The organism is Collinsella aerofaciens (assembly GCF_018785245.1).
Taxonomy (GTDB): Bacteria; Actinomycetota; Coriobacteriia; order Coriobacteriales; family Coriobacteriaceae; genus Collinsella; species Collinsella aerofaciens_AD.
Genome location: NZ_WQPL01000006.1, coordinates 1 through 24,214, shown reverse-complemented (window position 1 = coordinate 24,214; position 24,214 = coordinate 1). Strand labels below are relative to the sequence as shown.

21 protein-coding genes and 2 tRNA genes are annotated in these 24,214 nt (G+C 61.2%); 9 read left to right on the top strand and 14 right to left on the bottom strand.

The window, feature by feature from the left end:
- Positions 1 to 16: 16 nt before the first annotated feature.
- The 10 genes from GPK39_RS01415 to GPK39_RS01370 form a co-directional block, all read right to left on the bottom strand.
- Positions 17 to 1,243 (bottom strand): FtsW/RodA/SpoVE family cell cycle protein, encoded by a 1,227-nt coding sequence (locus GPK39_RS01415; RefSeq protein ID WP_195361297.1) that lies wholly within the window; start codon positions 1,241 to 1,243, stop codon positions 17 to 19.
- 9 nt (positions 1,244 to 1,252) lie between these two features.
- On the bottom strand, positions 1,253 to 3,322 hold the full coding sequence (gene mrdA / locus GPK39_RS01410) for a penicillin-binding protein 2 (RefSeq protein WP_215673489.1): 2,070 nt from the start codon (positions 3,320 to 3,322) through the stop codon (positions 1,253 to 1,255).
- 13 nt (positions 3,323 to 3,335) lie between these two features.
- The gene (locus GPK39_RS01405) at positions 3,336 to 3,902 is read right to left on the bottom strand and encodes a rod shape-determining protein MreD (RefSeq protein WP_022094761.1); all 567 of its coding nucleotides are present in this window, start codon (positions 3,900 to 3,902) and stop codon (positions 3,336 to 3,338) included.
- An 11-nt stretch (positions 3,903 to 3,913) separates the two neighbouring features.
- Positions 3,914 to 4,855: a rod shape-determining protein MreC gene (mreC, locus tag GPK39_RS01400; RefSeq protein WP_215673495.1), complete on the bottom strand. Its 942-nt coding sequence runs from the start codon at positions 4,853 to 4,855 to the stop codon at positions 3,914 to 3,916.
- A gap of 78 nt (positions 4,856 to 4,933) precedes the next feature.
- Positions 4,934 to 5,965, bottom strand: coding sequence for a rod shape-determining protein (mreB, locus tag GPK39_RS01395; protein ID WP_006236061.1), 1,032 nt, complete (start codon positions 5,963 to 5,965; stop codon positions 4,934 to 4,936).
- Between the two features lie 127 nt (positions 5,966 to 6,092).
- Complete coding sequence (locus GPK39_RS01390; protein ID WP_229090668.1) at positions 6,093 to 7,397, bottom strand: tetratricopeptide repeat protein; 1,305 nt, start codon at positions 7,395 to 7,397, stop codon at positions 6,093 to 6,095.
- Between the two features lie 11 nt (positions 7,398 to 7,408).
- A complete protein-coding gene (locus GPK39_RS01385) occupies positions 7,409 to 7,951 on the bottom strand; it encodes a peptidylprolyl isomerase (RefSeq protein ID WP_006236059.1) in 543 nt (180 codons plus the stop codon).
- A gap of 107 nt (positions 7,952 to 8,058) precedes the next feature.
- Positions 8,059 to 9,201 (bottom strand): zinc ribbon domain-containing protein, encoded by a 1,143-nt coding sequence (locus GPK39_RS01380; protein WP_215673488.1) that lies wholly within the window; start codon positions 9,199 to 9,201, stop codon positions 8,059 to 8,061.
- A 101-nt stretch (positions 9,202 to 9,302) separates the two neighbouring features.
- On the bottom strand, positions 9,303 to 12,026 hold the full coding sequence (locus tag GPK39_RS01375) for an HAD-IC family P-type ATPase (protein ID WP_215673487.1): 2,724 nt from the start codon (positions 12,024 to 12,026) through the stop codon (positions 9,303 to 9,305).
- A gap of 76 nt (positions 12,027 to 12,102) precedes the next feature.
- Positions 12,103 to 12,179: transfer RNA gene (locus GPK39_RS01370), tRNA-Arg, on the bottom strand.
- A 204-nt stretch (positions 12,180 to 12,383) separates the two neighbouring features.
- Between GPK39_RS01370 and aroF the strand changes: the two genes are divergently transcribed.
- The 8 genes from aroF to aroQ all read left to right on the top strand — a co-directional run bounded on the left by aroF (position 12,384) and on the right by aroQ (position 20,914).
- The gene (gene aroF / locus GPK39_RS01365; RefSeq protein WP_215673486.1) at positions 12,384 to 13,406 is read left to right on the top strand and encodes a 3-deoxy-7-phosphoheptulonate synthase; all 1,023 of its coding nucleotides are present in this window, start codon (positions 12,384 to 12,386) and stop codon (positions 13,404 to 13,406) included.
- A 3-nt stretch (positions 13,407 to 13,409) separates the two neighbouring features.
- Positions 13,410 to 14,324 carry a prephenate dehydrogenase gene (locus GPK39_RS01360; protein ID WP_035138596.1) on the top strand — a complete coding sequence of 305 codons (915 nt, stop codon included), beginning with the start codon at positions 13,410 to 13,412 and terminating at the stop codon, positions 14,322 to 14,324.
- Between the two features lie 36 nt (positions 14,325 to 14,360).
- Complete coding sequence (gene aroB, locus GPK39_RS01355; protein ID WP_195621685.1) at positions 14,361 to 15,467, top strand: 3-dehydroquinate synthase; 1,107 nt, start codon at positions 14,361 to 14,363, stop codon at positions 15,465 to 15,467.
- A complete protein-coding gene (gene aroA / locus GPK39_RS01350; RefSeq protein ID WP_215673485.1) occupies positions 15,461 to 16,780 on the top strand; it encodes a 3-phosphoshikimate 1-carboxyvinyltransferase in 1,320 nt (439 codons plus the stop codon). Before aroB ends, aroA begins: the two co-directional genes overlap by 7 nt.
- Position 16,781: 1 nt before the next feature.
- A complete protein-coding gene (aroC, locus tag GPK39_RS01345; RefSeq protein ID WP_215673484.1) occupies positions 16,782 to 17,879 on the top strand; it encodes a chorismate synthase in 1,098 nt (365 codons plus the stop codon).
- Between the two features lie 136 nt (positions 17,880 to 18,015).
- Positions 18,016 to 19,161: a prephenate dehydratase gene (pheA, locus tag GPK39_RS01340; RefSeq protein ID WP_215673483.1), complete on the top strand. Its 1,146-nt coding sequence runs from the start codon at positions 18,016 to 18,018 to the stop codon at positions 19,159 to 19,161.
- Complete coding sequence (locus tag GPK39_RS01335) at positions 19,162 to 20,412, top strand: shikimate kinase (protein WP_215673482.1); 1,251 nt, start codon at positions 19,162 to 19,164, stop codon at positions 20,410 to 20,412.
- Positions 20,413 to 20,476: 64 nt separating this feature from the next.
- Positions 20,477 to 20,914 (top strand): type II 3-dehydroquinate dehydratase, encoded by a 438-nt coding sequence (gene aroQ, locus GPK39_RS01330; protein WP_215673481.1) that lies wholly within the window; start codon positions 20,477 to 20,479, stop codon positions 20,912 to 20,914.
- A gap of 104 nt (positions 20,915 to 21,018) precedes the next feature.
- Here aroQ and GPK39_RS01325 read toward each other — a convergent pair.
- From GPK39_RS01325 to GPK39_RS01315, 3 genes are all read right to left on the bottom strand, one after another.
- A tRNA-Arg gene (locus tag GPK39_RS01325) sits at positions 21,019 to 21,095 on the bottom strand.
- Between the two features lie 54 nt (positions 21,096 to 21,149).
- Complete coding sequence (locus GPK39_RS01320; RefSeq protein ID WP_006236046.1) at positions 21,150 to 21,917, bottom strand: ABC transporter ATP-binding protein; 768 nt, start codon at positions 21,915 to 21,917, stop codon at positions 21,150 to 21,152.
- 11 nt (positions 21,918 to 21,928) lie between these two features.
- Positions 21,929 to 22,774 (bottom strand): ABC transporter permease, encoded by an 846-nt coding sequence (locus GPK39_RS01315; protein WP_338404371.1) that lies wholly within the window; start codon positions 22,772 to 22,774, stop codon positions 21,929 to 21,931.
- A gap of 160 nt (positions 22,775 to 22,934) precedes the next feature.
- On the opposite strand from GPK39_RS01315, the gene GPK39_RS01310 reads away from it, so the two are divergent.
- On the top strand, positions 22,935 to 23,906 hold the full coding sequence (locus GPK39_RS01310; protein WP_055309846.1) for a glycosyltransferase family 2 protein: 972 nt from the start codon (positions 22,935 to 22,937) through the stop codon (positions 23,904 to 23,906).
- A gap of 102 nt (positions 23,907 to 24,008) precedes the next feature.
- On the opposite strand, the gene GPK39_RS01305 is transcribed toward GPK39_RS01310, so the two are convergent.
- Positions 24,009 to 24,214 (bottom strand): sugar nucleotide-binding protein (locus GPK39_RS01305; protein WP_215673480.1); only part of this gene is annotated, 206 nt, incomplete at its 5' end.

Here is a 24,214-nt window from a genome sequence, read left to right as displayed (position 1 = left end):
CAAACCCCTCCAGCGGTTACGCGGCGCCCGAACGATGCCGCCATATGGATTGTACGATACCCACCGTCAGCAGCTGAATCATCATCGAAGACGAACCGAAGCTAATAAATGGGAGCGGAATACCGGTAATCGGCATCACGCCGATGCACATGCCGATGTTTTCGAAGGTCTGGAACGCCCACATGCCAACGATGCCCACACACGAAAGACGCAAAAACAGCGACTCACACTTAAAGGCGACGCGAATCGTCGAAAAGATCAGCAGCACGTAGAGGCACAGGAGCAAAAAGGAACCGCAAAAACCAAAGGTCTCGGACAGGAAGGCGAAGACGAAGTCGGTGTGGAACTCAGGCAGAAAGCCGCCGGCCGACTGCGTCGCATGGCCCAAACCCTTACCAAAGAAGCCGCCCGAGCCAACGGCGATAAGCGACTGCTGCAGGTTGTAGGCATCGTCCGAATCGGCATTATCGGGGTCGATAAAGACCGTCAGACGGTTCATCTGATACTGCTTGATGAGCACATCGTGGCCGAGCAACGAATCAAAGACCGAATCGAGCGCCAGAACGAGGGCCACCAAGCCCACGAGCAGGGCCAGAGTCGACAGCACCCATTCGCGGCGTGCACCGCTCATGCAGATGACGATGGCGCCCGAAACAAGCACGACCAGGCCCGAGCCCAGGTCGCCCATGGCAACGACGGCCAAAAACGGAATGGACAGCATACCGCAGAGCTTGACGTAGTCGCGAACGGTATCGATGCGACCGTTATATTGCGAGCCAAGCGTAGCAATAAAGAAGATGGTGATGAGCTTGGCAAGCTCAACCGGCTGGAATGTCAAGCCGATACCGGGAATCTTGATCCAGCCCGTCATGCCCAGACCGCCCGTATAGGACAGGCCCGGAATCTTGGGCGAGAAGATCACGATCAGGTCGATGACGAGCAACGCCGTCGAGAAATTGGAAATACCGCGCAAGTCGGTACGCCAGACCAACACCGCCAGCACCGCCCCGATGCCGATTCCCAGCAGATGGCGTGAGAACGAGGCATCGGCCTTAAACTGCGAAGCCGACCAGATGATGATGGCACCGTAGGCGACGAGCGCCACAGTAGCCACGAGCACACCGATATGCACCTTTTGGCGAAACGTGCCGCGCGAGGCCGAAAGTTGCTTGTTGACGCGGTCCAGGCTGCTGCGAGAGCCGGTCTTGGTTGAACGGAACAGATCCGCCGGAGAAAAATCCATCGCAACCTCCTATCGAACCGAAGAATCGCCCGAGGCCGAAGAGGTATCGGGCTCGTCATAAATCACGCCGAGCACGTCGCGCACGACATGCATCGCGGTATCTGAGCCGCCGCCGCCCTGCTCCAGGACAGTAGCGATGACATACTTGGGGTCATCGGCCGGCGCATAGGCGCAGAACCACGCGTATTCGTCCTCGCCACTTTTCTCGCCCGTGCCCGACTTGCCGTATACCTGCGGCGTCAGGGTGCCAAAGTGCGCCGCCAGGGACGTCGATGCCGTGTAAATCACGTCGTGCATACCGTTGCGAACAAGAGCCAAATCCGAATCGCTGTTGATCTTGGCCTCCAGGCGCTTCTTCTTGCCCTTGCCGTTGTACTTATAGGCATCGCCGTCGCCATCGCGCGACACGGCAGACAAAAACACGTGAGGCACGTACTGTTTGCCGCCGTTGGCAAGACCCATATAGGCGCACGCCATCTGCAGGGGCGTCACCAGGATGTCGCCCTGGCCGATGGCGATGTTGGTCATATCGCCGGCATTCCACTTGCGGTCCTCGGCAGAGGCGTCGGTGAAGTACGACTCTTTCCACTCGGCATCGGGAATACGGCCCGCGCCCTCACTCGGCAGATCGATACCGCAGGTCTTGCCTAGGCCCCAGCGACGAAAGACCTCCTGCAAGCCCTCGGGATGTTGCTCGTCATAAAAGAACGCCTTACCCATGTCGTAGAAGACAGGGTCGCACGAGTTGGCGATACCCGACTGCAGCGTCATGGTGCCGTGGCCGGAATGCAACCAGCAGTACTTGCCCCACGACTTGCCCAGACCCGTCCAATAGCCCGTGCAGTTGGTCGTCTGCCCCGACGTGTAGGTTCCAAACTCAAGACCGGCCAGTGCCGAGAGCGGCTTGATGGTCGAGGCCGACATGTACTGTCCGCTAATGGCGCGGTTGAGCAGCGGGTGCGAACCCTTGTCATCATTGAGCTCGGTCCACACGTCATTTGAGACGCCGCCGATAAAGACGGACGGATCGAACTTGGGCTGGCTCGCCATGCCCAGGATCTCGCCATTGTTGGGATCGAGACACACCACAGCGCCGTTGCCGGCATTGCTGTAGCCAGTGGTCTTGGCAAGCTCGATAGCGCTCGCCAGCGCCATCTCGCAGGCCTGCTGGATCTTAAGGTCGAGCGTGAGCTTAATGTCGGAGCCGGCCTTCGCAGGCACGGCACCGGCCTGACCGGTCACATTGCCCGAGGCATCGACCTTGACGGTCTGCTCGCCACGAATACCCTGCAGCAGGTTTTCGTAGTAGCTCTCAACGCCCGCCTGGCCCACGATATCGCCCGACTGGTACGTAATCTTGCCAGCAGAAGCATCATCATCGCCAGAGGTTTTCTTATTCTGGGCCTCGAGCTGCTCGGAGGTAATGGTGCCGGTATAGCCCAAGATATGGCATGCCGTCTCGCCATATGGATACTGGCGCTCGGTACGCTCGGCAATCTTGACGCCCGGGAACTCGCCGGCGTGTTCCTTGATATAGGCAACCGTGGAGCGACGGACGTCCGTCGCGATGGTATGCAGGCTCTGAGCGCCCTCTGTATTGTCCTGAATATTGCGAAGGACCGCCACGTAAGGCATTCCAAGCACGTTGGCAAGATGGCGAACCAGAACCTCATCCTCGGCAAGGTCGCGGTAGGCCACGACAGCAAGTGAGGGACGGTTCTGGACAAGCGCCACGCCATTGCGGTCGAGGATGCGGCCGCGTACAGCGGGAGTGGTAACGGTGCGAGTCTGATTGCTATTAGCCTGCTTCTCGTAATAGTCCGACGAGACCATCTGCATGCCCCACAGCTTGACGGCAAGTGCCGCAAACATCGCGCCCACACCCGTGGTGAGGATGGAAAAGCGGCCCTTAAAGGCGGTCGCCGCGGTATTGCCCTCGCCCTCGGTGGCGCGCGGGGCCGTTCCATGCTGTGTATCGTAGGTAAAACGGGAATCGCCTCGACGCATGATGACCAGCACGACCACGATGGCCACAACCAGCACGATACCGGCGATAATAACCGTCATCTGGGAAGACATCTACGGGCCTCCCCTATTTGAGCTTGCGGGTCTTGGGCTTAAAGCGCATACCCGTCTGGCGTCCGCCACGTGCGGAGAATCCATAGCCGGACTGCGGCACGACGCCGGACATCAAAAACGGAATGGCAACCAGACCCGTCAGGATCGAGGACGGCAGCGCATGGCCGAAGATCGCCACGACAAAGCTCGTCTCCAAACCCATAAACAGCAAGATGATGCTGTAGATCACATTAATGACGAGCGCAAAGGCGCCCACGGTGACGCCGCGCGCACTCGGGGTACCGCCCGTCTGACCGACGGCGCTGTGCACCAGGGCAAAAGAACCCACGGTCAGCAGGAGCGACATAACGCCCACCGGCACGGCAGCGGACAGGTCATAAAACAAGCCGCTGCAAAAACCGCACACGACGGCACGGGTCGGGTCGCCCGAGAACACGCTTAGGCACACCAGGATAATCATGAAGTTGACGCGACCTCCCGCAATGGAGATCTGCGGTGCCAGGCCTGCCTGCAGCAGCACACACACAATGGCGGCGATTACAAACGTGCGGGAGCTCATCCCCTGCTCGTGTAGATCCATGGACATGCCCCCTATTCGCTCGAGCCAGAATCGGTCGTCACGGACGTGTCGGAACTGTCATCCGAGCTCTCGTCCTTCGTCTTGGTCGCAGCATCGCGCGACGTTCCCTGCGGCGTGCTGTTGGCCGTGCTCACGTCCTCATCCGAGGCCGACTGTTCGTCGGTCAGCGAGGTGATGACCAGCACTTCCTCGTTGTTCTCGGCCGTGGTCTGAGCGCGCACCACAATGGTGTAGTACACGTCGTTTGCCGATTTCTCAACCGACGAGACGGTGCCAAGCGGAAGGCCCTTGGGGAACACGCCACCGATGCCAGAGGTCACGATGATATCGCCAACCTTAACATCGGAGTCGACGCTCACGTACTCAAGACGCAGCGTGCCGTCAGCCTGACCCTGCAGCATACCCTGGGCGCGCGTGTCCTGCACCATGGCGGACACGCCCGAGTTCTCGTCGCCAATCAGGCGCACGGTAGAGGTCTTGGCCGATACCTCGATAATCTGGCCGATAACACCGGCAGAACTCGTCACGGGCATGTTGATGGTAAGGCCGTCGGCAGAGCCCTTGTCGATGGTAACGGTCGAGGTCCAGGCATCGCCGGAGGCACCAACGATACGAGCTGCGGTCGATTTGAGGTTGTAGGTCGATTGCAGCCCGACCAGGCCCTCCAGGCGCTCGGCAGTCTTTTGAGCCTCAGAAAGCTCGGCGACCTTAGAGGTCAGCTCCTCATTTTGCTTCTTGAGCTCGTCGAGCGTGTCCTGCGACGCCGTTAGGTTAGAGAACACGTTGCCAATCGCATTGAAGGGAGCCGCCACAGCCGAGCCCACAAAGCGCACCGGCGAGGTAATCGTCGTTACGCCCGAACGCACGGCATGAATCGGTCCTGCCTCGCCCTCGCGGATGTAAAACGTGAGCAGCAACACCGAAATCAGGCTGAAAACAATCAACGGGCGCATACCCGTTGATTGTCGCTTGGTATTCAGATTTGTGGAGAAACCCGAAGATCGTGCCAAATGGAATCCACCTTTTGGAAATTAAGCATTGGTCTGGACGAAGCCGCCATCAAACGCATTGGCCTCGAGCACGCGGGCACAGCCGTTAACAACGTTATCGAGCGCCGTGGGGCTGACGTTGACCGAAACGCCGGTCTCATCGCGCAGGCGCACGTCGAGACCGCGCAGCAGCGCGCCGCCACCGGTCAGCAAAATGCCGTAGTACATAAGGTCCGAGGCAAGATCGGGAGGCGTAGCGTCGAGCGCGTCCTTGACGGCCTTGGCCATCTCGTCGAGCGGTTTGTTGAGTGCGCGACGAATCTCCTCGCTCTCGATGCGCACGGTCTTGGGCAGACCGGTGATCACGTCGCGGCCGTTGACCTCGACGTCGAGCTCGTCCTTGAGCGGCACGGCGGAGCCGACCTTGATCTTGATGTCCTCTGCCGTACGCTCGCCGATGGCCAAGTTGTAGGCATCGCGAACGTGCGTGAGGATGGCCTGATCGAACTCGTCGCCGGCAATACGGATGGACTGCGAGACGACGATGCCGCCCATAGCGATAACGGCAACCTCGGTGGTACCGCCACCGATGTCGATGACCATGGAGCCGGTAGGCTCCTCGACGGGCAGGTCGGCGCCGATAGCGGCGGCCATAGGCTCTTCGATCAGATAGGCCTGGCGAGCGCCGGCCTGGATCGTGGCCTCAAAGACAGCTCGCTTCTCGACCGACGTGACGCCGGAGGGAACGCAGACGACAACGCGCGGACGCGGGGTCCACGGATAGCGCTTCTCGGACGCCTTGTCGATAAAGTAGCGAAGCATAGCCTCTGTAACATCGAAGTCGGCGATGACGCCGTCCTTCAGGGGACGAACGGCCACGATGTTGCCGGGCGTACGGCCGAGCATGCGCTTTGCCTCGATACCGACCGCCAGGATGCGCTCGTCGTTCTTGTCGATGGCGACTACAGAGGGCTCGCGAATGACGATGCCCTTGCCGCGCACGGAGACAAGCGTATTGGCGGTGCCGAGGTCGATGGCAAGATCGCCCGCATAGCTACCGAAGAACATATCCATCAAAGAAAACAACGCAACTCCTGATGTGTTGGATGATTGCTGGAAAACTACTAGCTCATCATACTAGCGCAAGCCCGGCACCTCACTTGCGGTGAAGCGCCGGGCAAAGCTAAATCCCATAAGGTCACTACTGGTTGTCAGCAGCCGAGAAATCCATATCGAGCGAGGAAACGGCCCAGCCGATATGGTTGTCGGAGCGCACGAATTTGACGGTGTACTCCTGCTCGCCGCCCTTGGACAGCGATGCCTTCACCTTAGCGGTCGTCTCGGTCATGGACTGATCCATGCCTTCGACGGACACAGTGGCACCCTGCGGAATCGAGGAGATGATCATCGACTTAGCGTCCTCGGACAGGCTCGAGGCCAGGCAAGACTCGGCCTTTGCCGTGTCACCGTCGCCGGCAGCCTGGAACAGATCGGAAACGACAGACTCCTGGGACGGGAAACCAAAGCCGCGCGTGTAGGCAAAGCCCAGACCGCCCACGGCGATCAAAATGAGCAGAAGCAGCACGATGAAGACTTTGAGACCCGTGTGGCGGTGGCGACGACGGACCTTGGCCTGCTTACGATCCTGACGGTCCTGCTGGACCATCTCGGACTCGGACAGCGTAAAGAAGCCGGTGTCCGAGGGATCGGGCATAAACTGACCGGTCGCGCCCGTAGGATCGAGCGGATCGACGGCAGGAGCGTCCATCGCGGGCGCCGGAGCCGTGGCCATAGCCGTCTGGGCAGACAGCGCGGCAAGCGAATCGTGCACGCGGGCAAGCTCATCGGCCTGCTCGGAGGTGAGCTGGTAGATACCATCGGCAGTAGCGGCGTTAAAGGCGTCGAGTGCGTCGGAGGGACGGCCGGCGGCAGAAAGCGCCTGACCCATGCCGGCGTTGAGCGCACGCGTGTCGTCGCGGGGGCCGGCAAAGTCGATAGCCGTACGGTAGGTCTCCACGGCATCCGCCGGACGGCCGAGCTTAATGAAGCAACGACCGAGCTCGCCGAGTGCGGCGGCAGGAGCCGGATTGGCGCCGTCGATGGCAGCCTGACGGAAAGCAGTACCCGCGTTGGCATAGTCGCCCGACTGGAACAGCGCGTTACCCAGGCCCAGATAGGCCTTGAACGGCGTGGCATAAGAAGCGTCCTGCGTAGCGGCAGAGAACGCCTGAGCGGCCGTCGTGTAGTCGCCCACGGCGGCGAGTGCCTTGCCGCGGTTGGTGAGCAGCGCGCCGCGCTTGCCATAGGTGCCGTCGTTGAGGGCGGCGGCATAGGCCTCGGCGGCCTCGGCATACATGCCCAGGTGCATCAAGGCGTTGCCACGAAGGTGATCGGCCTCGCCCATAATCTCATCGGGAGTTTTTGCCGCCCCAAGCATCTGGGCTGCAGCGGAAAAATCACCCGCGCGGTAAGCGGCACGGCCCTGTTGGATCAGCTGGCTATTCAAGGAAATCCCCTTTACTCGTGAACGATCTCGACATGGACGATCTCGTCGCCGGCACGCAGCTGCGAAATCACATCGAGACCCTCGACCGTGGTACCAAAGACGGTGTAACCGGAATCGAGGTTATGCTGGGCACCCAAGCAGAAGTAGAACTGCGAACCCGCGGAATCGGGATCCATGGAGCGTGCCATGGCAAGGGCGCCATCGACATGGCTGTTGCGCGGATTGGTGGCAAACTCGCCCTTGATGCAGTAGCCGGGGCCACCGGTACCGGGCATGCCGTCGGGGCCCTCAAGACCGGCAGCGACGTCGGCGCCGGACATATCGCGGGTATTGGGGTCGCCGCCCTGAATGACAAAGCCGGGCACATAGCGATGGAACTTAAGGCCATCATAGAAACCCATCGTGGAAAGCTCGCAGAAGTTCGCGACATGAATGGGAGCGCCCTCGCCGTCAAACTTGACCTTGATGGTACCCTTCGACGTCTCGATAACGGCGCACTCGTCGCCGGCAAGCTGATACTCAGGCGTGTAGAGCTCTTTCTTAAAACCAAACATGTGGTTCCTTCCTCGTGCGTTTAAAGCATATTTGTACGAATTGTAGCAATAAGCATGCGCTTACATCAATTGCGCACGTAGGTTATGCCGACTATGGCGAACTAATTTTAGGAACACTGCTGCGGCTTCCAGGAACCCACATTGGCGTCGTACTGGTTCAGCGCGCTGTTGCCACTCTGCGCGATGGGCGCCAGGATCTCGCTTTGGTGGGAACTCATCGACTCGCCATCGGGAATGGCCAGCGAGATGTCCCAGCTCTGGCAAATCACGTCGACGCGCTCATACATCCACTCGGCAAGCTGCTTTAAGTGGGCGATGTCGTCCGCATAGACCGTATCGTCCTGATACTTAAGGTTGTTGAGCTCATCTTGCGTCTTTTTGATCTGGTCGCGCAGAGCGTAGGCACTCTGCGACAGCTCCTGACGGGTGGACAGCGGCGTTCGAAGATAGCCGTTGTTAAAAGAATCGATGACCTCGCCGATCTGGTCCTCGTCACCGTAGGACACGATGGTCTGATACAGACCGTCGAGCCTGGTATAGAGCTGATCATCGGTGAGCACGGTTTCTTCCTGGACCACCTCGGCAGAATCGTCCTGCTTGGTATCGTCCTCAGTCGCCTCACCCTTTTGGCGCGTAGGGAAGGTCGTCTGCGCGGCCTGGCCAAACTGGTCATAGAAGCCGGGCATAACACCCATGGGATCGGTCGTCACGAACCAATAGGCACCGCCACAAACGACGGCAAGGACCGCGATGACGATGAGCGGCTTGGGGATATGACGCTTGTGCTTGTGATAGGCGTCCTCGTCGGGATGCACTTTGCGCTTGGGTTTTTGAGCATCGTCATGCAGGGAAACGGGCGTGGGAATGTCGACCTTGGGGATACCAAAATCCTTATCGAAAGCCGGCAGCACGCAAGTCTCATTGGGGTCGGCGGCGTCTGAGAGCACCGCAGCGGCAGAGGCTGGCGCATGCGGCACCTCGGTATCGATCTGCTCTTGCGTTAGGCGCGGAAAGCCCGCCGTGCGGCCCGCTGCCAGGTCGGATGCGGCCGCGTCCTCGGAGAGGATACCCGGAGCGGGGCGTCCGCATTTGGGGCACGTACGATCATGCGGAGAAAGACGGGCACCGCAGCCCTCACAGAACACGAACTCGGTGTGCTCGGGGCCATCGCCCGGACCCACATAGGCGTTGCAGTAGGGGCAGAACGAGGCGCCGTCCTCGATAGTCTTAAGGCAATGCGGGCAGATCACGGCATCCTCTTTTCGAAGCAATTCAAACAATCGAGGTTAGAGCATAACATCGCCACGGCCCCACAGGAACAAGGCACCAATTCAACATCGCCAGGGCGTAGCTACTTCTTCTTTTTGCTTGGCATCGAGACCTTGATGCCTTGGGCGGACTTGGTCACGCGAGAGCGCTTGGCTCCGGCACTCTTCTTTTTCTTGGGCTGGGCCTGGGCCACGCCCTCGAGTGCGCGGGCCTCGGCCTCGCGAGCGGTGCGATCTTCGCGGCGCTGCGCCATGTCGGCGGCGACGCGCTTGGCAAAACGCTCGGCCGTCGAACCCGTCGAGCTCACCTTGCCGCCACCGCGACCCAGGTGGACGCGCACACCACGGCCAAAACCAGTTGCGGCATGACGACGACGCGGCTTGAGCGAATCCATCATCGTGGCGAGCTTAAAGAACACCGAGCAGGTAAAGACCACGATAACAGCCAAGATAACCATCTGGCCCATCGACAGGTTGGCAATAGACAGCAGCTCCGGGAATCCGATAACGCCCACCAGGATGCCGGCGACTACAAACACAAAGAGCACCACACGTAAGGGCGTGAGAGGCTGCGAGATGCGCCAGATTAGGCTGACGCTCGCCGCGCACGACGTAAGCAGGCACATCGTAGACAGCGTGAGCTGGCTAAAGCCAAACACGCGCGCCACAAAGATATCGAGCGCCGCAGCCAAAATGACCGCAATCAACGCCGGCAGTGCACGCTTGAGTACGTTGCTCAAAAACGCACCCTTCACACGAGCATTGTTGGGCTCCAGGCCCAACACAAAGCCCGGCGCGCCGATGCAGAAGAAGTTAATGAGCGTCATCTGGATGGGCTCGAAGGGGTACGGCGGCAGCGCGATACACAGCGCCGCCAGGCCCATCGAGAACAGCGTCTTGGTCAGGAACAGTGAGGCCGAACGCTGCAGGTTGTTGATGGAGCGACGGCCCTCGGCCACCACGGCGGGCATCGAGGCAAAATCGTTGTCGACGAGTACGATCTCGGCCACGTTGCGCGCGGCATCGGAGCCAGCCGCCATGGCGACGGAGCAGTCGGCCTCCTTGAGCGCCAGCACGTCGTTGACGCCGTCGCCCGTCATGGCCACGGTGTGCTCGCGGCGCTTGAGCGCCTGCACGAGCTCGCGCTTCTGCTGCGGGGTCACACGACCAAAGACATGGTAGCGGTCCACTGCGGCATCGAGCTTGGCCGGCGTATCGAGCGTCGTGGCGTCCACATAAGCGTCCGCCCCCGGCACGCCCACCACGCGCGCGATCGACGACACCGTACGCGGGTCGTCGCCACTGATCACGTTGAGGGTCACGCCCTGCTCGTTAAAGTAGCCGATGGTTTCGGCCGCCGAAGTACGGATCTCGTCGCGGATGGTCACAAAGCCCACGGGCTCGGCCTCGCCCACCATATCGCCATCGGGCGAAAAGCCGTCCACGCGCGCCACCACGAGCACGCGGCAGGTATCGGCAAGCTCGGCGACACGGTTCTCGACCTGCGAAAACACACGATCGGAGAGCACAAACTGCGCCGCACCCATCACATAGGAGCCCTGCACAAACGACGCACCGCTCCACTTTTTGGAGGACGAGAACGGAATGACCGACAGCGGCTCAGACACCTCGACCGGGCGATCGGCGTAATAGTTGAGCAGCGCCTGGCAGGTCTCGTTGGCATCGGCCGAAGTCGCACGCGCGACGTTAGCCAGCGCAAAATCGAGCACCGTGGTATCGACGGGAACGGCCGCCTCGTCCGAGCCGGCGTCTAGGCTCACGCCCTCAACCGGCAGCGGATACGTGCCCTCGACCTCCATACGGCCCGACGTGATGGTGCCCGTCTTGTCCAGGCACAGCACGTCGACGCGAGCGAGCGTCTCGATGCAGTAGAGCTGCTGTGCCAGCACCTTGCGGCGGGCCAGGCGCACCGTGGCGATGGCGAGCACCGACGAGGTCAGCAGCACCAGGCCTTGCGGGATCATGCCCAGCAGGGCACCCACCGTGGACAGCAGCGCCGACGAAGGCACATGACCAGCCAACAGCTCGGAGAAGCACCACGAAAGCGCGCTATCGCCCGGGGTTCCCGCGGCATCCCACAGCTCGCTCACACTCGAGGCAAACAACGCCAAACCGAGCGGGATCATGATGATGCTCGCAAAGCGCACGATGGCGTTAAGCGCGTTCATGATCTCGGAATTGACCTTTTTGACGTATTTGGCCTCGTTATTGATCTTAGCCACGTAGTTGTCGGCGCCAACATGGATCACGCGAGCGCGCAGCAGGCCCGAGTCGATAAAGCTGCCGCTCATGAGCTCGGAACCGGGCTGTTTCTTGATAAGGTCGCTCTCGCCCGTCAGCAGGCTCTCGTTCACGAGCGCTTCGCCGGAAACCACCACGGCGTCAGCGGGAATCTGGTCGCCGCGCCCCAGGCGGATGATGTCGTCGAGCACGATCTGGTCCAAGTCGAGCTCCACCTCGGCACCGTCGCGCACCGCGATGGCCTTCTTAGAGGTCAGCAGCGTGAGCTTATCGACCATCTTCTTGGACCGCATGGATTGAATGACGCCAATAGCGGTATTGAGGAACACCACAAACAGGAACGTCAGGTTCTTAAACGAACCGGTCAAAATGACCAGGAACGCCAAGATCACGTTGATCAAATTGAACAGCGTGCAGAGGTTCTCGATGATGAGCTCTTTGACCGACTTGGTCTTGCACTCCATGTTGCGGTTGATCTTACCGGCGGCGATGCGCTCCTCAACCTCGGCGGTCGAGAGTCCGCGCTCGATATCCGTTGCTGCCATACCACGTCCCATCACGTCGAGTCGGTATAAGAAAAACCGCCCGGACCATGCGAGGTTCGGACGGTCTTACGTTCGATGGTGCCCCATGTTGGATTCGAACCAACGGCCTTCTGCTCCGGAGGCAGACGCTCTAATCCCCTGAGCTAATAGGGCCAACGTTTAGCATTATACCCAAGTGCACCACGGGCTATCAAAATAAAAGAAAAAGCTTTGCAATTCCGAGGAAGACGCGGCGCAACGGCCCACTTTAGAAGGCAAAAGCGAGTCAGATAGTATAAACTCTCATGCACCATATATACACGGCTCGCGATGCGGGCCGTTTTTGCAAAAGTTATCCATCGAGGTGAGAGGCACACCATGATTGCAATTTTAAAGCAGAGCGCCAGCGACGAGGCCGTCGGCCATATCGTCAGCTGGATTGAGAAAAAGGGCCTGAAGACCGATGTCTCGCGCGGCGAGAATGAGACGATTATCGGCCTGGTGGGCGATACGACCAAGATCGACCCGTTCCTGCTCGAGTCCATGGATGTCGTCGAGCGCGTGCAGCGCGTCTCCGAGCCGTTCAAGCGCGCCAACCGTAAGTTCCACCCCGAGGACTCCGTCATCGACTGCGGCCACGGCGTCAAGATCGGCGGCGATCAGTTCCAGGTCATCGCCGGCCCGTGCTCCGTCGAGGGCGAGAACCTCGTCCGCATCGCCCGCCGCGTGAAGGCCGCCGGTGCCACGATGCTGCGCGGCGGTGCCTACAAGCCCCGCACCTCCCCCTACGCCTACCAGGGCATGGGCCCCGCCGGCCTCGACCTGCTGTGCGAGGCGTCTGCCGAGCTCGACATGCCGATCGTCACCGAGATCATGGACCCACGCGACGTGCAGGTCTTCCTTGACAAGAAGATCGACGTCATGCAGATCGGCGCCCGCAACGCCCAGAACTTCCCCCTGCTCAAGGAGGTCGGCAAGACCAAGACTCCGGTCCTGCTCAAGCGCGGTATGTCCGGCACGATCGATGAGCTGCTCATGGCCGCCGAGTACATCATGAGCGAGGGCAACGACAACGTCATCCTGTGCGAGCGCGGCATTCGCACCTTCGAGACCCGCACCCGCAACACCTTCGACCTCAACGCCGTGCCGGTGCTGCACCACCTATCGCACCTGCCCGTCGTCGCCGACCCCAGCCACGCCACCGGCTACACCCGCTACGTCGAGCCCATGGCGCTCGCCGCGACCGCCTGCGGTGCCAACGGCCTGGAGATCGAGGTCCACGACGAGCCGAGCCGCGCCTGGTCCGACGGCGCCCAGGCCCTCACCCCCGATCAGTTCGACGACACCATGCGCCGCATCCGAGCCATCCGCGAGGTTGTCTGCCAAGAGACCATGGAGTAGCCCATGGGTACGGTGAGAAACGCGCGCGTTAACCAGGGCGGCCCCAAGTGCGCCGGCATCGTCGGCCTTGGCCTCATCGGCGGTAGCTTTGCCCGCGGCTATGCACAGGCGGGCGTCCGCGTGCTGGCCTGGGACCCCGATGACGATGTCATGACGGCCGCCAGCATGGGCACTGTCGCCGGAGAGCTCAACGACAAGACACTCGGCGAATGCGACATCATCGTCCTGGCTTGCTACCCCGAGGCATGCATCGAGTGGCTCGAGACGCACGCCAAGGCGCTCGCCGACGCCACCGACACCGACGCCATCATGGGCCCCGTGGTGATCGACACGGTGGGCGTCAAGGGCATCGTGTGCGAACGTGCCTTTGAGCTTGCCCGCGAGCACGGCTTTTACTTTGTGGGCGCGCACCCCATGGCGGGCACCCAGTTCTCGGGCTACGCTAACTCTCGTGCCGACCTGTTCCAGGGCGCCCCGCTGGTGCTCGTACCGCCCGCGGTAGACGATGCGCTCAAGCTGGAGCTTTTGGGCCAGGTGCGCGAGATGGTGCGCCCCTTGGGCTTTGGCAAGTTCAGCGTGACCAGCGCCGCCGAGCACGACCGCGTCATCGCCTTCACGAGCCAGCTTGCGCACGTGGTATCCAACGCCTACGTCAAAAGCCCCACCGCCCAGGTCCACCACGGCTTTTCGGCCGGTAGCTACCGCGATCTCACCCGCGTGGCGCACCTCAACCCGCAAATGTGGTCCGAGCTCATGATCGACGACGCCGACGCGCTCGCCTTCGAGATCGACCATCTGATCGAGTCGCTTGGCGCCTACAGCCGTGCGCTCAAGAACCGCGACCAGCGCTATCTGGAGAATCTCCTTGCCGAGGGCGACCGCATTAAGCGCGCACTCGACGACGAGGCCTCCCACTAGACCACCTATCACGCCAGGTCGAAAGGACCGAAGCTTATGGCGATTACCATCGATATCGACACCGCACGCCCCTACCAGGTGCATGTTGGCACGTTTTTGCTGGAGCAGGCGGGACCGCTCGTGCGCGCCACTGCCGGCGGCACCAAGGCCGTCATCGTGACGGACACCAACGTAGGCCCGCTCTACCAGATGCCCGTTAAGCAGAGCCTGGAGGCATCAGGCTACGAGGTGAGCATCTGCACCTTCGAGGCCGGCGAGGCCCATAAGCGCGCCGAAACCTATGTTGCCATTTTGGAGTTTGTGGCCGAGCACGAGCTTTCGCGCTCCGACGTGATCGTGGCACTCGGGGGCGGCGTCGTGGGCGATGTGGCGGGCTTTGTGGCCGCGACCTACATGCGCGGCTGCAAGTTTGTGCAGATCCCGACGAGCCTGCTCGCCATGGTGGATTCGTCGGTGGGCGGCAAGACCGCCATCGACCTGGCTGCCGGCAAGAACTTGGCCGGCGCCTTTTGGCAGCCGAGCGTGGTTATCGCCGACGTGGGGTGCCTGGCCACCCTCACGCCCGAGCAGTTCGCCGACGGCTGCGGCGAGGTCGTCAAGCACGCCGTGATCGCCGACCCGGAGCTTTTCGCCGAGCTGGAGAAGACCCCGCTCACGCTGGAGCTGCTCAACCGCGATGTGGCCCGCGTAGCACTCATCATCGCCCGCAACATCGACATCAAGCGCGCCGTGGTCGTCGCCGACGAGCGCGAAACCAACCAGCGCAAGCTGCTCAACTTTGGACACAGCGCCGGACACGCCGTCGAGGCCTGCGAGCACTTTGAGCTCGGACACGGCAACTGCGTGTCGATCGGCATGGGCATCATCACGCGCGCCGCGGCCCTGCACGGCGTTTGCGATGCTGCACTGCCCGGCCGTATTGAGGAGCTCTGCGCCCGCCACGGCCTCAAGACCCGCTGCGACCTCAATGCCGATGCCGTCTTTGCCGAGGCGCTCCACGACAAGAAGCGCGCGGGCGACACCATCGACCTGGTGATTCCGCACGGCATTGGCCGCTGCAGCATCGACCGCACGCCGCTTTCCACTTTCCACGAACTCATTGCCGAGGGCCTCGGCCAGAAGGGAGACGCATCCGCATGCTAGCCCGCATCACCCCGTCCCCGCTTAAGGGCACCGTTCCCGCCATCGCGTCCAAGTCGATGGCGCACCGTCTCATCATCTGCGCTGCCCTTGCCAACGGAGAGACGCATGTGACCTGCAACACCACCTGCGCCGATATTGAGGCCACGGTCCGCTGCCTCACGGCGCTCGGCGCCCGCATCGAGACCGTCGAGGACGGCTTCCAGGTCCACCCCACCATGAAGAGCATTGAGTTCGGCCTGCTCAAGGCCCTTGCCGGCGGCACGCTCGACTGCGGCGAGAGCGGCTCCACGCTCCGCTTTATGCTGCCCGTCGCCTGCGCGCTGGGGGCAGAGGCAACCTTTGTGGGACAGGGCCGCCTAGGCGCACGCCCGCTGTCCCCGCTCTCGGACGAGATCATTGCCGCCGGCTGCGACCTACAGGGTCTGGGCGGTTTTCCGCTCAAGACAAGCGGACGCATGCGCCCGGGCACCTTTGTGCTGCCGGGCAACGTAAGCTCGCAGTATATCTCCGGCCTGCTGCTGGCAGCCCCGTTGCTCGCCCAGCCCTCCTGTGTGCAGGTGACTGGCCTCATTGAGAGCCGCCCCTACATCAACCTAACGATCCAGGCCATGAAGGCCTTTGGCGTTGAGGTCAACGTCGAGCGCATTCCGGCCAAGGACGGCCAGCCCGAGGTCACGAACTTCCGCGTGAGCAGCGGCTCGTACCGCACGCCCGGCAGCGTGGCCGTCGAGGGCGACTGGTCCAACGCTGCCTTTTGGCTGTGTGCCGGCGCTATCGGCACCGACCCCATCACCGTCGAGGGCGTGTCCCTGAGCTCCGCACAGGGCGACCGCAACGTGCTTGCCGCGCTTTCGCGCTTTGGCGCCCGCATCGTGCGCTCCACCAACGCCGCCACCGTGCAGTCCGACAAGCTCGCCGGCTTTGAGATGAGCGCCCACGACATTCCCGACCTGGTGCCCGTTATCTCGGCCGTGGCCTCGCTGGCACAGGGCCGCACCTTTATCCGCGATTGCGCCCGCCTGCGTATCAAGGAATCCGACCGCCTGGCCACCACCACCCGCGAGCTCACCGCGCTGGGCGCGCAGGTGCGTATTGCCGGCGACGACCTCATCATCAAGGGCGTCGATGCCTTCAACGGCGGCGAGGTCGATTCGCACAACGACCACCGCATCGCCATGATGGCCGCCATCGCCGCGAGCCGCGCCACCGGCGAGGTCGTGATCCACGGCGCCGAGGCCGTCAACAAGTCCTATCCCGATTTCTTCGACCACTATCGCCTGCTGGGCGGCAAGGTCACACTCGAGGAGGAATAGCATGTCCTCGACCTTTGGCAACGTCTTGCACTTAAGCATCTTCGGCCAATCGCACTCCCCCGCTATCGGCTGCTCGCTCGATGGCATCCCGGCGGGCATCGCCGTGGACCAGGAGGAGCTGCAGGCCTTCCTCGACCGTCGCGCCCCCGGACGCGACGAGACCGCGACCAAACGACGCGAGGCTGACGCAGCCCACATCATCGCCGGTGTTGTCGATGGACATACCACCGGCGCGCCCATCGCCGCGATTATCGAGAACACCAACACGCGCTCCAAGGATTACTCCGAGCTGCGCCGCAAACCCCGCCCCGGGCACGCAGATTTCCCTGCGCGCGTGAAGTATCACAACATGCACGATGTCGCTGGTGGCGGGCATTTTTCCGGTCGCCTAACGGCACCCTTATGCATCGCTGGCGGCATTGCGCTGCAGGCGCTCGAAGCCCGCGGCATTCAGGTCATGGCGCATGTGGCGCAGATCGGCGGTATCTCCGACCTGCCCATGGACGACATGGTCTATCGCGAGGCCGACCGCAAGGCAATTCTTTCGAACGACCTGCCGTGCATTGACGCCGCCGCAGCCGGCCGCATGCGCGAGGAGATCCTAGCCGCGCGCGACGAACTCGACAGCATCGGCGGCATCGTGGAGTGCGGCATTTACGGGCTTCCCGCGGGCATCGGCGACCCCATGTTCGACGGCATCGAGAACCGCATCGCGCAAATCGCGTTTGGCATTCCCGCCGTGAAGGGTGTGGAGTTTGGCATGGGCTTTGCCGTGGCCGCCATGCGCGGCAGCGAGAACAACGATCCGTATCGCATCGATGCCGAGACCGGCGAGATCGAAGTCGAGTCCAATAACGCCGGCGGCATCCTGGGCGGTATTTCGACCGGCGCGCCCGTCATGTGGCGCATGGCCGTAAAGCCGACGCCCTCAATTGGCCGCGAGCAGCAGACCGTAGACATGGACGCCATGGAAAACGCCGAGCTCTCAGTCCACGGCCGTCACGATCCCTGCATCGTCCCCCGAGCCGTCCCCGTTGCCGAGGCAGCCGCCGCCCTCGCTATCTGGGACGCCCTCCTAGAGGACGCCGCCCAGCTCTAAAAATCTCTGGGGGCCAACTCCGGCCCCCACGCCCACCCAGTGATTTTTCTGGGACGGGGATTAAAAAGTCATTAGTTACACAATGATTTTTTAATCCCCGTCCCAGAAAAATCACCGACACGTGAAAGGGGTCCCTATGGACCTTGCTGACATCCGCCAGGCCATCGATGGCATCGACACCACGCTCCTCAACAGCTTTGTCGAGCGAATGGACATTGCCACCGAGGTAGCCAAGTCAAAAATCGAGATGGGCAAGGCCGTCTTCGACCCCGCCCGTGAGCGCTCCAAGCTCAACAACCTCGCCAGCCGCGCGCCCGAGCGCTACAAGGCGCAGACCATCACCCTGTTCCGTCTCCTCATGAGCATGAGCAAGGCCGAGCAGCAGCGCTACATCAACGAGCTCAAGGGCATCACCATCTCGCAAAAGGCCCACGCCACGGCTGCAGCCTTTAACACGCCCTTCCCTCAAACGGCCACCGTTGCCTGCCAGGGCGTGGAAGGTGCCTATAGCCAGATCGCCGCGTGCAAACTCTTCGACGTGCCCGACATCGCGTTCTTTGAGACCTTTGAGGGCGTCATGCGAGCCGTGCGCGACGGGTTCTGCGAGTTTGGCGTGCTGCCCATCGAGAACTCCACCGCCGGATCGGTCAACGCCGTCTACGACCTGCTCGCCCAGTTCGACTTTCACATCGTGCGCTCGCTTCGCCTCAAGATCGACCACAACTTGCTCGTCAAGCCCGGCACCAAGCTCGCGGACGTGCGCGAGGTCTACAGCCACGGCCAAGCCATTGCCCAGTGTGCCGGCTTTATCGAGTCCCACGACCTGCATGCCACCAAGTACCCCAACACCGCCATGTCGGCCGAGATGGTCGCCAACTCCGAACGCACCGACGCCGCCGCCATCGCCTCGCGCAGCTGTGCGGCGCTCTACGGCTTGGAGGTGCTGAAGCCCAACATCCAGGACTCGGACAACAACTACACGCGCTTTGTCGTCATCAGCCGCGAGCCGCGCGTCTATCCCGGTGCCAACCGCACCTCGCTCATGATCACCACGGCCAATGAGCCGGGCGCCCTCTACCGCGTGCTCGAGCGATTCTACGCGCTCAACATCAACCTCATCAAACTTGAGAGCCGCCCCATCCCCGGCCACGACTTTGAGTTTATGTTCTACTTTGACCTGGACTGCCCCTTTGGCAGCAAGGCCCTCGACGACCTGCTCGACTCGATTGACGACGTATGCGAGAGTTTCACCTACTTTGGCAGCTACACGGAGGTGCTCTAGATGACCGATACCGCCGCAACCCGTCCCTACGGCGTGCTGGGCCGCGTGCTGGGCCACAGCTACACCCCGACCATCTACAAAGAGCTCGCAGGCCTGGAGTACGTGCGTTTTGAGCGCGAGCCCGAGGATCTTGTGGCTTTTATGACGGGTGACGAGTGGGAGGGCACCAACGTGACCATCCCCTACAAGCGCGCCGTCATGGAATACTTGGACGAGTTGAGTCCGCTCGCCAAGCGCATGGGCAACGTCAACACCATCACGCGCCTGCCCGACGGCCGCCTGCGCGGCGACAACACCGACTACTTTGGCTTCCAATGCCTGGTCGAGGAGCTAGGCGTAGAGGTTGCCGGTAAGAAGGCCCTCGTGCTCGGCGCCACCGGCGGTGCCGGCACCACGGCCAGCATGGTGCTCGACGACCTGGGCGCCATCGTCGTACCCGTGGGTCGCACGAGCGAGGTCAATTACGACAACATCGCGCAGCAATCCGATGCCGCGCTGCTCGTAAACTGCACGCCCGCCGGCATGTTCCCCCACTGCCCCGACGCTCCCTGCACACTCGAAGGACTCGATGCGCTCGAGGGCGTCATCGACATTGTCTACAACCCCGCCCGTACGGGTCTGATGCTCGAGGCCGAGCGCCGAGACATCCCCTGCATCGGCGGCCTACTCATGCTTGTTGCCCAGGCGGCACAGGCTGTTGAGCGCTACACCGGCCAGATTACTCCACGTGAGCGCATTCTGGACGTAACGGAGCGCCTGTCGCGCCGCGAACAGAACATCGCGCTGATCGGCATGCCGGGCTCGGGCAAGACCCGCGTGGGCGAGCAGATCGCCCGGCTCACGGTTCGCGAGCACATTGACTTGGACCGCGCACTTGAGGAGCGCCTGGGGATGCCCTGCGCCGACTTTATCGTCGAGCGCGGCGAGGCAGCCTTCCGCGAGCAGGAGACGGCGGAGCTGGCCGACATCTCCAAGCGCAGCGGCCTGGTGCTTTCCACGGGCGGCGGCGTGGTCACACGCGACGAGAACTACCCGCTGCTGCACCAGAACAGCCAGATCGTGATGCTCAACCGCAAGCTCGACGAACTCGCCCATAAGGGTCGCCCCATCACCGCCCGCGATGGCATCGATAAGCTCGCCGAGCAGCGCATGCCGCGCTACCGCGCCTGGGCCGACTGCATCATCGACTCACGCGACTGCGCCGCCAACACCGCCCGCGCCGTCCTCGACACCCTCCCACCCGCTCTCTAACCAAAACCACCACAAAGGGGACAGGCACCTTTGTGGTGGTTTCTCGACTGCAAAGGAAACAACCATGAAAGCACTCGTCATCAACGGCCCCAACCTCAACATGCTCGGCATTCGCGAGCCGGGCATCTACGGCAGCGACAACTACGACCGCCTGGTCCAGATCTGCCAGGAGGCAGGCGCCGCGCAGGGCTTTGACGAGGTCGAGGTCTTCCAGTCTAACCACGAGGGCAGCATCGTCGACAAGATCCAGGAGGCCTACGGCAAGGTCGACGGCATCGTCATCAACCCGGCGGCCTACACGCACACGAGCGTGGCAATCCTTGACGCCCTCAAGGCCGTCGCCATCCCTGCCGTCGAGATACACATCAGCGCCGTAGAGACGCGCGAAGACTTCCGCCAGGTGAGCTATGCACGCCAAGCCTGCTTCGCCACCATCACTGGCGAGGGCCTGCAGGGCTACGCTCACGCACTGGAGCTGCTGAGGGAACGTATCGAAAAGTAAAATGCCAACCCCAACAAACAGCAGCGGCTTGCTCGCGCTCGGCTCCAGCAGCACACAAGATGAAGAAAGCCCAGGCCACCAAGCGGTCTGGGCTTAATAAACGATGGTGCTCCATGGCGGATTCGAACCGTCGACCTTGGGATTAGAAGTCCCCTGCTCTATCCAACTGAGCTAATGGAGCAAATAACCGCACGCCCAAGCAAGCGCAAGCCCGTCAGGCGCAAGTAATTATAACCTAGTTGAACTGCTCGCGGTACGCCTTGCAGACCTCATCGACCGGGCCGTCCATGCGAAGGTCACCCTTCTCAATCCAAACGGCACGCTGGCAGATGCGCTCAACCTGCTCCATGGAGTGCGAAACGAACAGAACCGTCACGTCACCGCTCTGGATAAAGTGCTGGATGCGGGCCTCGCACTTCTGCTGGAAGAACACATCACCGACGGACAGCGTCTCGTCAACGATCAGAATATCGGGCTCGGTAATCGTCGCGATTGCAAAGGCGATACGCGCCACCATGCCCGAGGAGAAGTTCTTAAGCGGCATATCGACAAAGTTCTGCAGCTCTGCGAATTCGATAATGCCGTCAAAGTTTGCGTCGATGAACTCCTTGGTATAGCCGAGCAGGGCGCCGTTCAGATAGATGTTCTCGCGGGCGGTCAGCTCGGGGTCAAAGCCGGCACCAAGCTCAATCAGCGGCGCGATGTTACCGTGCACCTTAACGCTGCCCTCGCTAGGCTCAAGCACACCGGCGATGATCTTGAGCATCGTAGACTTGCCAGAGCCATTGGTGCCAACCAGACCGACAACTTCGCCGCGATGAATATCGAACGAGATGTGCTTAAGCGCTCTAAACTCCTCAAAGAACAGCTCGTGCTTGGCAAGCTTGATGAAGTACTCCTTGAGGTTGGTCAGCGACTCGGACGCCATGTTAAAGATCATGGTGACGTCGTCGACCTCGACAGCCAGAGGCTGCTCGCTGTAATCAACAACAGATTCAGTCATCACAGCACTCCTTAGATGTAGAGGATGAACTTGCGCTCGGACTTATGGAACACGGTATAGCCAATAACAAGCGCAAGAACCGCCCAAGCAACGCACATACCAAACGTCATAAGCGAGGGCGTAGTCTGGAACAGGAAGATATCGCGCATAAACTGCAGGTAGTTGTACATGGGGTTCGCATACACCAAGATCCGAACGATATGCGGCATCTGAGCAACAAAGTCAGTCGTCCAGAAAATAGGCGTGATATAGGTCCAAGCCGTGATGACAACGCTCCACAGATGCATAACGTCGCGGAAGAAGACCGTAAGGGCAGAGAGCATCATGCCCAGGCCCATGCAGAAGCACATAAGCAGCAGCAGGCAAACCGGCAGCAGAATGAGGTGCCAAGAAGGCATAACGCGGAACCACAGCATAACGATGGCGACGGCGACCAGCGAGAAGGCAAAGTTCACCAGCGAGAAGAGTACCTTCTGTACTGGGAAGACCCAGCGATGCACTTTGACCTTCTTGAGCAGCGGGGCAGCACCCACGATCGACGTCAGAGCCTGGTTCGTAGACTCGGACATGACGGCAAAGGTGACGTTACCCACGATCAAATACAGCGGGTACATCTCGGGCGTAATCGAGCCATTGCGGCCCTGGGCAAAAATCGTCGAGAACACGATGGCCATGACAATCATCATCAGCAACGGATTGAGCACCGACCATGCGACGCCCAGAACGCTACGGCGATACTTGATCTTAAAATCCTTGGTAACCAGCTGACGAAGGATAAACGCGTCCTTCTCAAATTCGTTCTTAGCAAACGTCGCAGGCAGACTGCGAGTTTCTTGTTGCTTTGTCTGATCCGACACGGATGCAACTCCTTTACTCGTAATCGTTGACAAACGAACAGTATAGACCCGACGGCCCTGCAAACGATTCGCGCAACAAAACTGGAGAACTAACCCACATCTAAGGATGACAAGTCCAAACGGCTATACTTTCAAGGATTGAATGTGTAAGGAGCATTAAGTGAATTCTGAATCCATCGCCGTCATCATCCCCTGCTACAACGAAGCGCTCACAATCGGTAAGGTCGTCGACGACTTTCACCGCGAGCTTCCGCAGGCTACGGTCTATGTCTATGACAATAACTCGTCAGACGATACTTCACGCATCGCCACCGAACACGGAGCCACGGTGCGCTTTGAGCCCCGTCAGGGAAAGGGCAACGTGTGCCGCCAGATGTTTCGCGACATCGACGCCGATTGCTACCTGATGGTCGACGGAGACGACACCTACCCCGCCGAGGCGGCCAAAGCCCTCTGCGAGCCTATCCTCAACGGCACGGCCGATATGACCGTAGGCGACCGCCTTTCCAACGGCACCTATGCCGAGGAGAACAAGCGTGCCTTCCACGGCTTTGGCAATAATCTGGTCCGCGCCATGATCAAGTGGATCTATGGCTACAGCTTCGATGACGTCATGACAGGCTACCGCGCCATGAGCCGCCCGTTCGTTAAAACCTTCCCAGTGCTTTCCGAGGGCTTTCAGATCGAAACCGAGCTCTCGATCCACGCCGTCGACCACCGCTGGCGCATCAAAGATGTGCCCATCGAGTACCGCGACCGTCCCGAGGGTTCCGAGTCCAAACTCAACACCGTGAGCGACGGCATTAAAGTCGTTGCGATGATCGGCACGCTGTTCAAGGACTACCGCCCGTTGAAGTTCTTCAGCCTCGTTGCGCTTCTGTTCGCGGTATTCGGCCTCGCCCTGGGCATGCCCATCGTTGTCGAATATTTCCAGACCGGCCTCGTCCCGCGCTTCCCCACCGCTATGCTCGCCGCCTCGTTTATGTTCCTGTGCGGCCTGAGCCTTGCGACCGGCTTCATCCTAGATTCTGTAGCAAAGGTCGAAAAAAAGCAGTGGGAGGTCAACGTGTACAGCAAATACGCCTACGACGACCAGCCCGGCCACCCTACTTCCATGCCAAGCGAGAGGTAGATCTTCCGCAAAATACTATTGGCACCACTGCGCAGATAGCCACCAACAAGAAAAGCCGCCGTTAAAGAACGGCGGCTTTTACTCTCGAAAAGTTAATAGCGGCTAGAGCGTCTTGATGTACTCCCCCAGCTCTTCCTCCCAGTCGGGCATGTGGAAGCCGGCAGCCTCGAGCTTGGACAGGTCGAGCGCGGAGTGGACCGGGCGCGGGGCGACGGGGCCCTCGGCGCCGGCGTAGTAGTCGGCGGTCGAAACCGGCACGACCCTGTCCCCGTTGCCGTTGGCGGACTCGAAGACGGCGCGGGCGATGT

Excerpts from the sequence above, each read along its gene's own strand:
- aroQ (WP_215673481.1), top strand. The coding sequence starts at position 20,477 with ATGAAAGCACTCGTCATCAACGGCCCCAACCTCAACATGCTCGGCATT.
- aroB (WP_195621685.1), top strand. The coding sequence starts at position 14,361 with ATGGCGATTACCATCGATATCGACACCGCACGCCCCTACCAGGTGCAT.
- GPK39_RS01360 (WP_035138596.1), top strand. The coding sequence starts at position 13,410 with ATGGGTACGGTGAGAAACGCGCGCGTTAACCAGGGCGGCCCCAAGTGC.
- mreB (WP_006236061.1), bottom strand. The coding sequence starts at position 5,965 with ATGGATATGTTCTTCGGTAGCTATGCGGGCGATCTTGCCATCGACCTC.
- mreC (WP_215673495.1), bottom strand. The coding sequence starts at position 4,855 with ATGCGCCCGTTGATTGTTTTCAGCCTGATTTCGGTGTTGCTGCTCACG.
- aroC (WP_215673484.1), top strand. The coding sequence starts at position 16,782 with ATGTCCTCGACCTTTGGCAACGTCTTGCACTTAAGCATCTTCGGCCAA.
- aroA (WP_215673485.1), top strand. The coding sequence starts at position 15,461 with ATGCTAGCCCGCATCACCCCGTCCCCGCTTAAGGGCACCGTTCCCGCC.
- GPK39_RS01375 (WP_215673487.1), bottom strand. The coding sequence starts at position 12,026 with ATGGCAGCAACGGATATCGAGCGCGGACTCTCGACCGCCGAGGTTGAG.
- GPK39_RS01405 (WP_022094761.1), bottom strand. The coding sequence starts at position 3,902 with ATGGATCTACACGAGCAGGGGATGAGCTCCCGCACGTTTGTAATCGCC.
- mrdA (WP_215673489.1), bottom strand. The coding sequence starts at position 3,322 with ATGTCTTCCCAGATGACGGTTATTATCGCCGGTATCGTGCTGGTTGTG.
- pheA (WP_215673483.1), top strand. The coding sequence starts at position 18,016 with ATGGACCTTGCTGACATCCGCCAGGCCATCGATGGCATCGACACCACG.
- GPK39_RS01385 (WP_006236059.1), bottom strand. The coding sequence starts at position 7,951 with ATGTTTGGTTTTAAGAAAGAGCTCTACACGCCTGAGTATCAGCTTGCC.
- aroF (WP_215673486.1), top strand. The coding sequence starts at position 12,384 with ATGATTGCAATTTTAAAGCAGAGCGCCAGCGACGAGGCCGTCGGCCAT.
- GPK39_RS01320 (WP_006236046.1), bottom strand. The coding sequence starts at position 21,917 with ATGACTGAATCTGTTGTTGATTACAGCGAGCAGCCTCTGGCTGTCGAG.
- GPK39_RS01415 (WP_195361297.1), bottom strand. The coding sequence starts at position 1,243 with ATGGATTTTTCTCCGGCGGATCTGTTCCGTTCAACCAAGACCGGCTCT.
- GPK39_RS01335 (WP_215673482.1), top strand. The coding sequence starts at position 19,162 with ATGACCGATACCGCCGCAACCCGTCCCTACGGCGTGCTGGGCCGCGTG.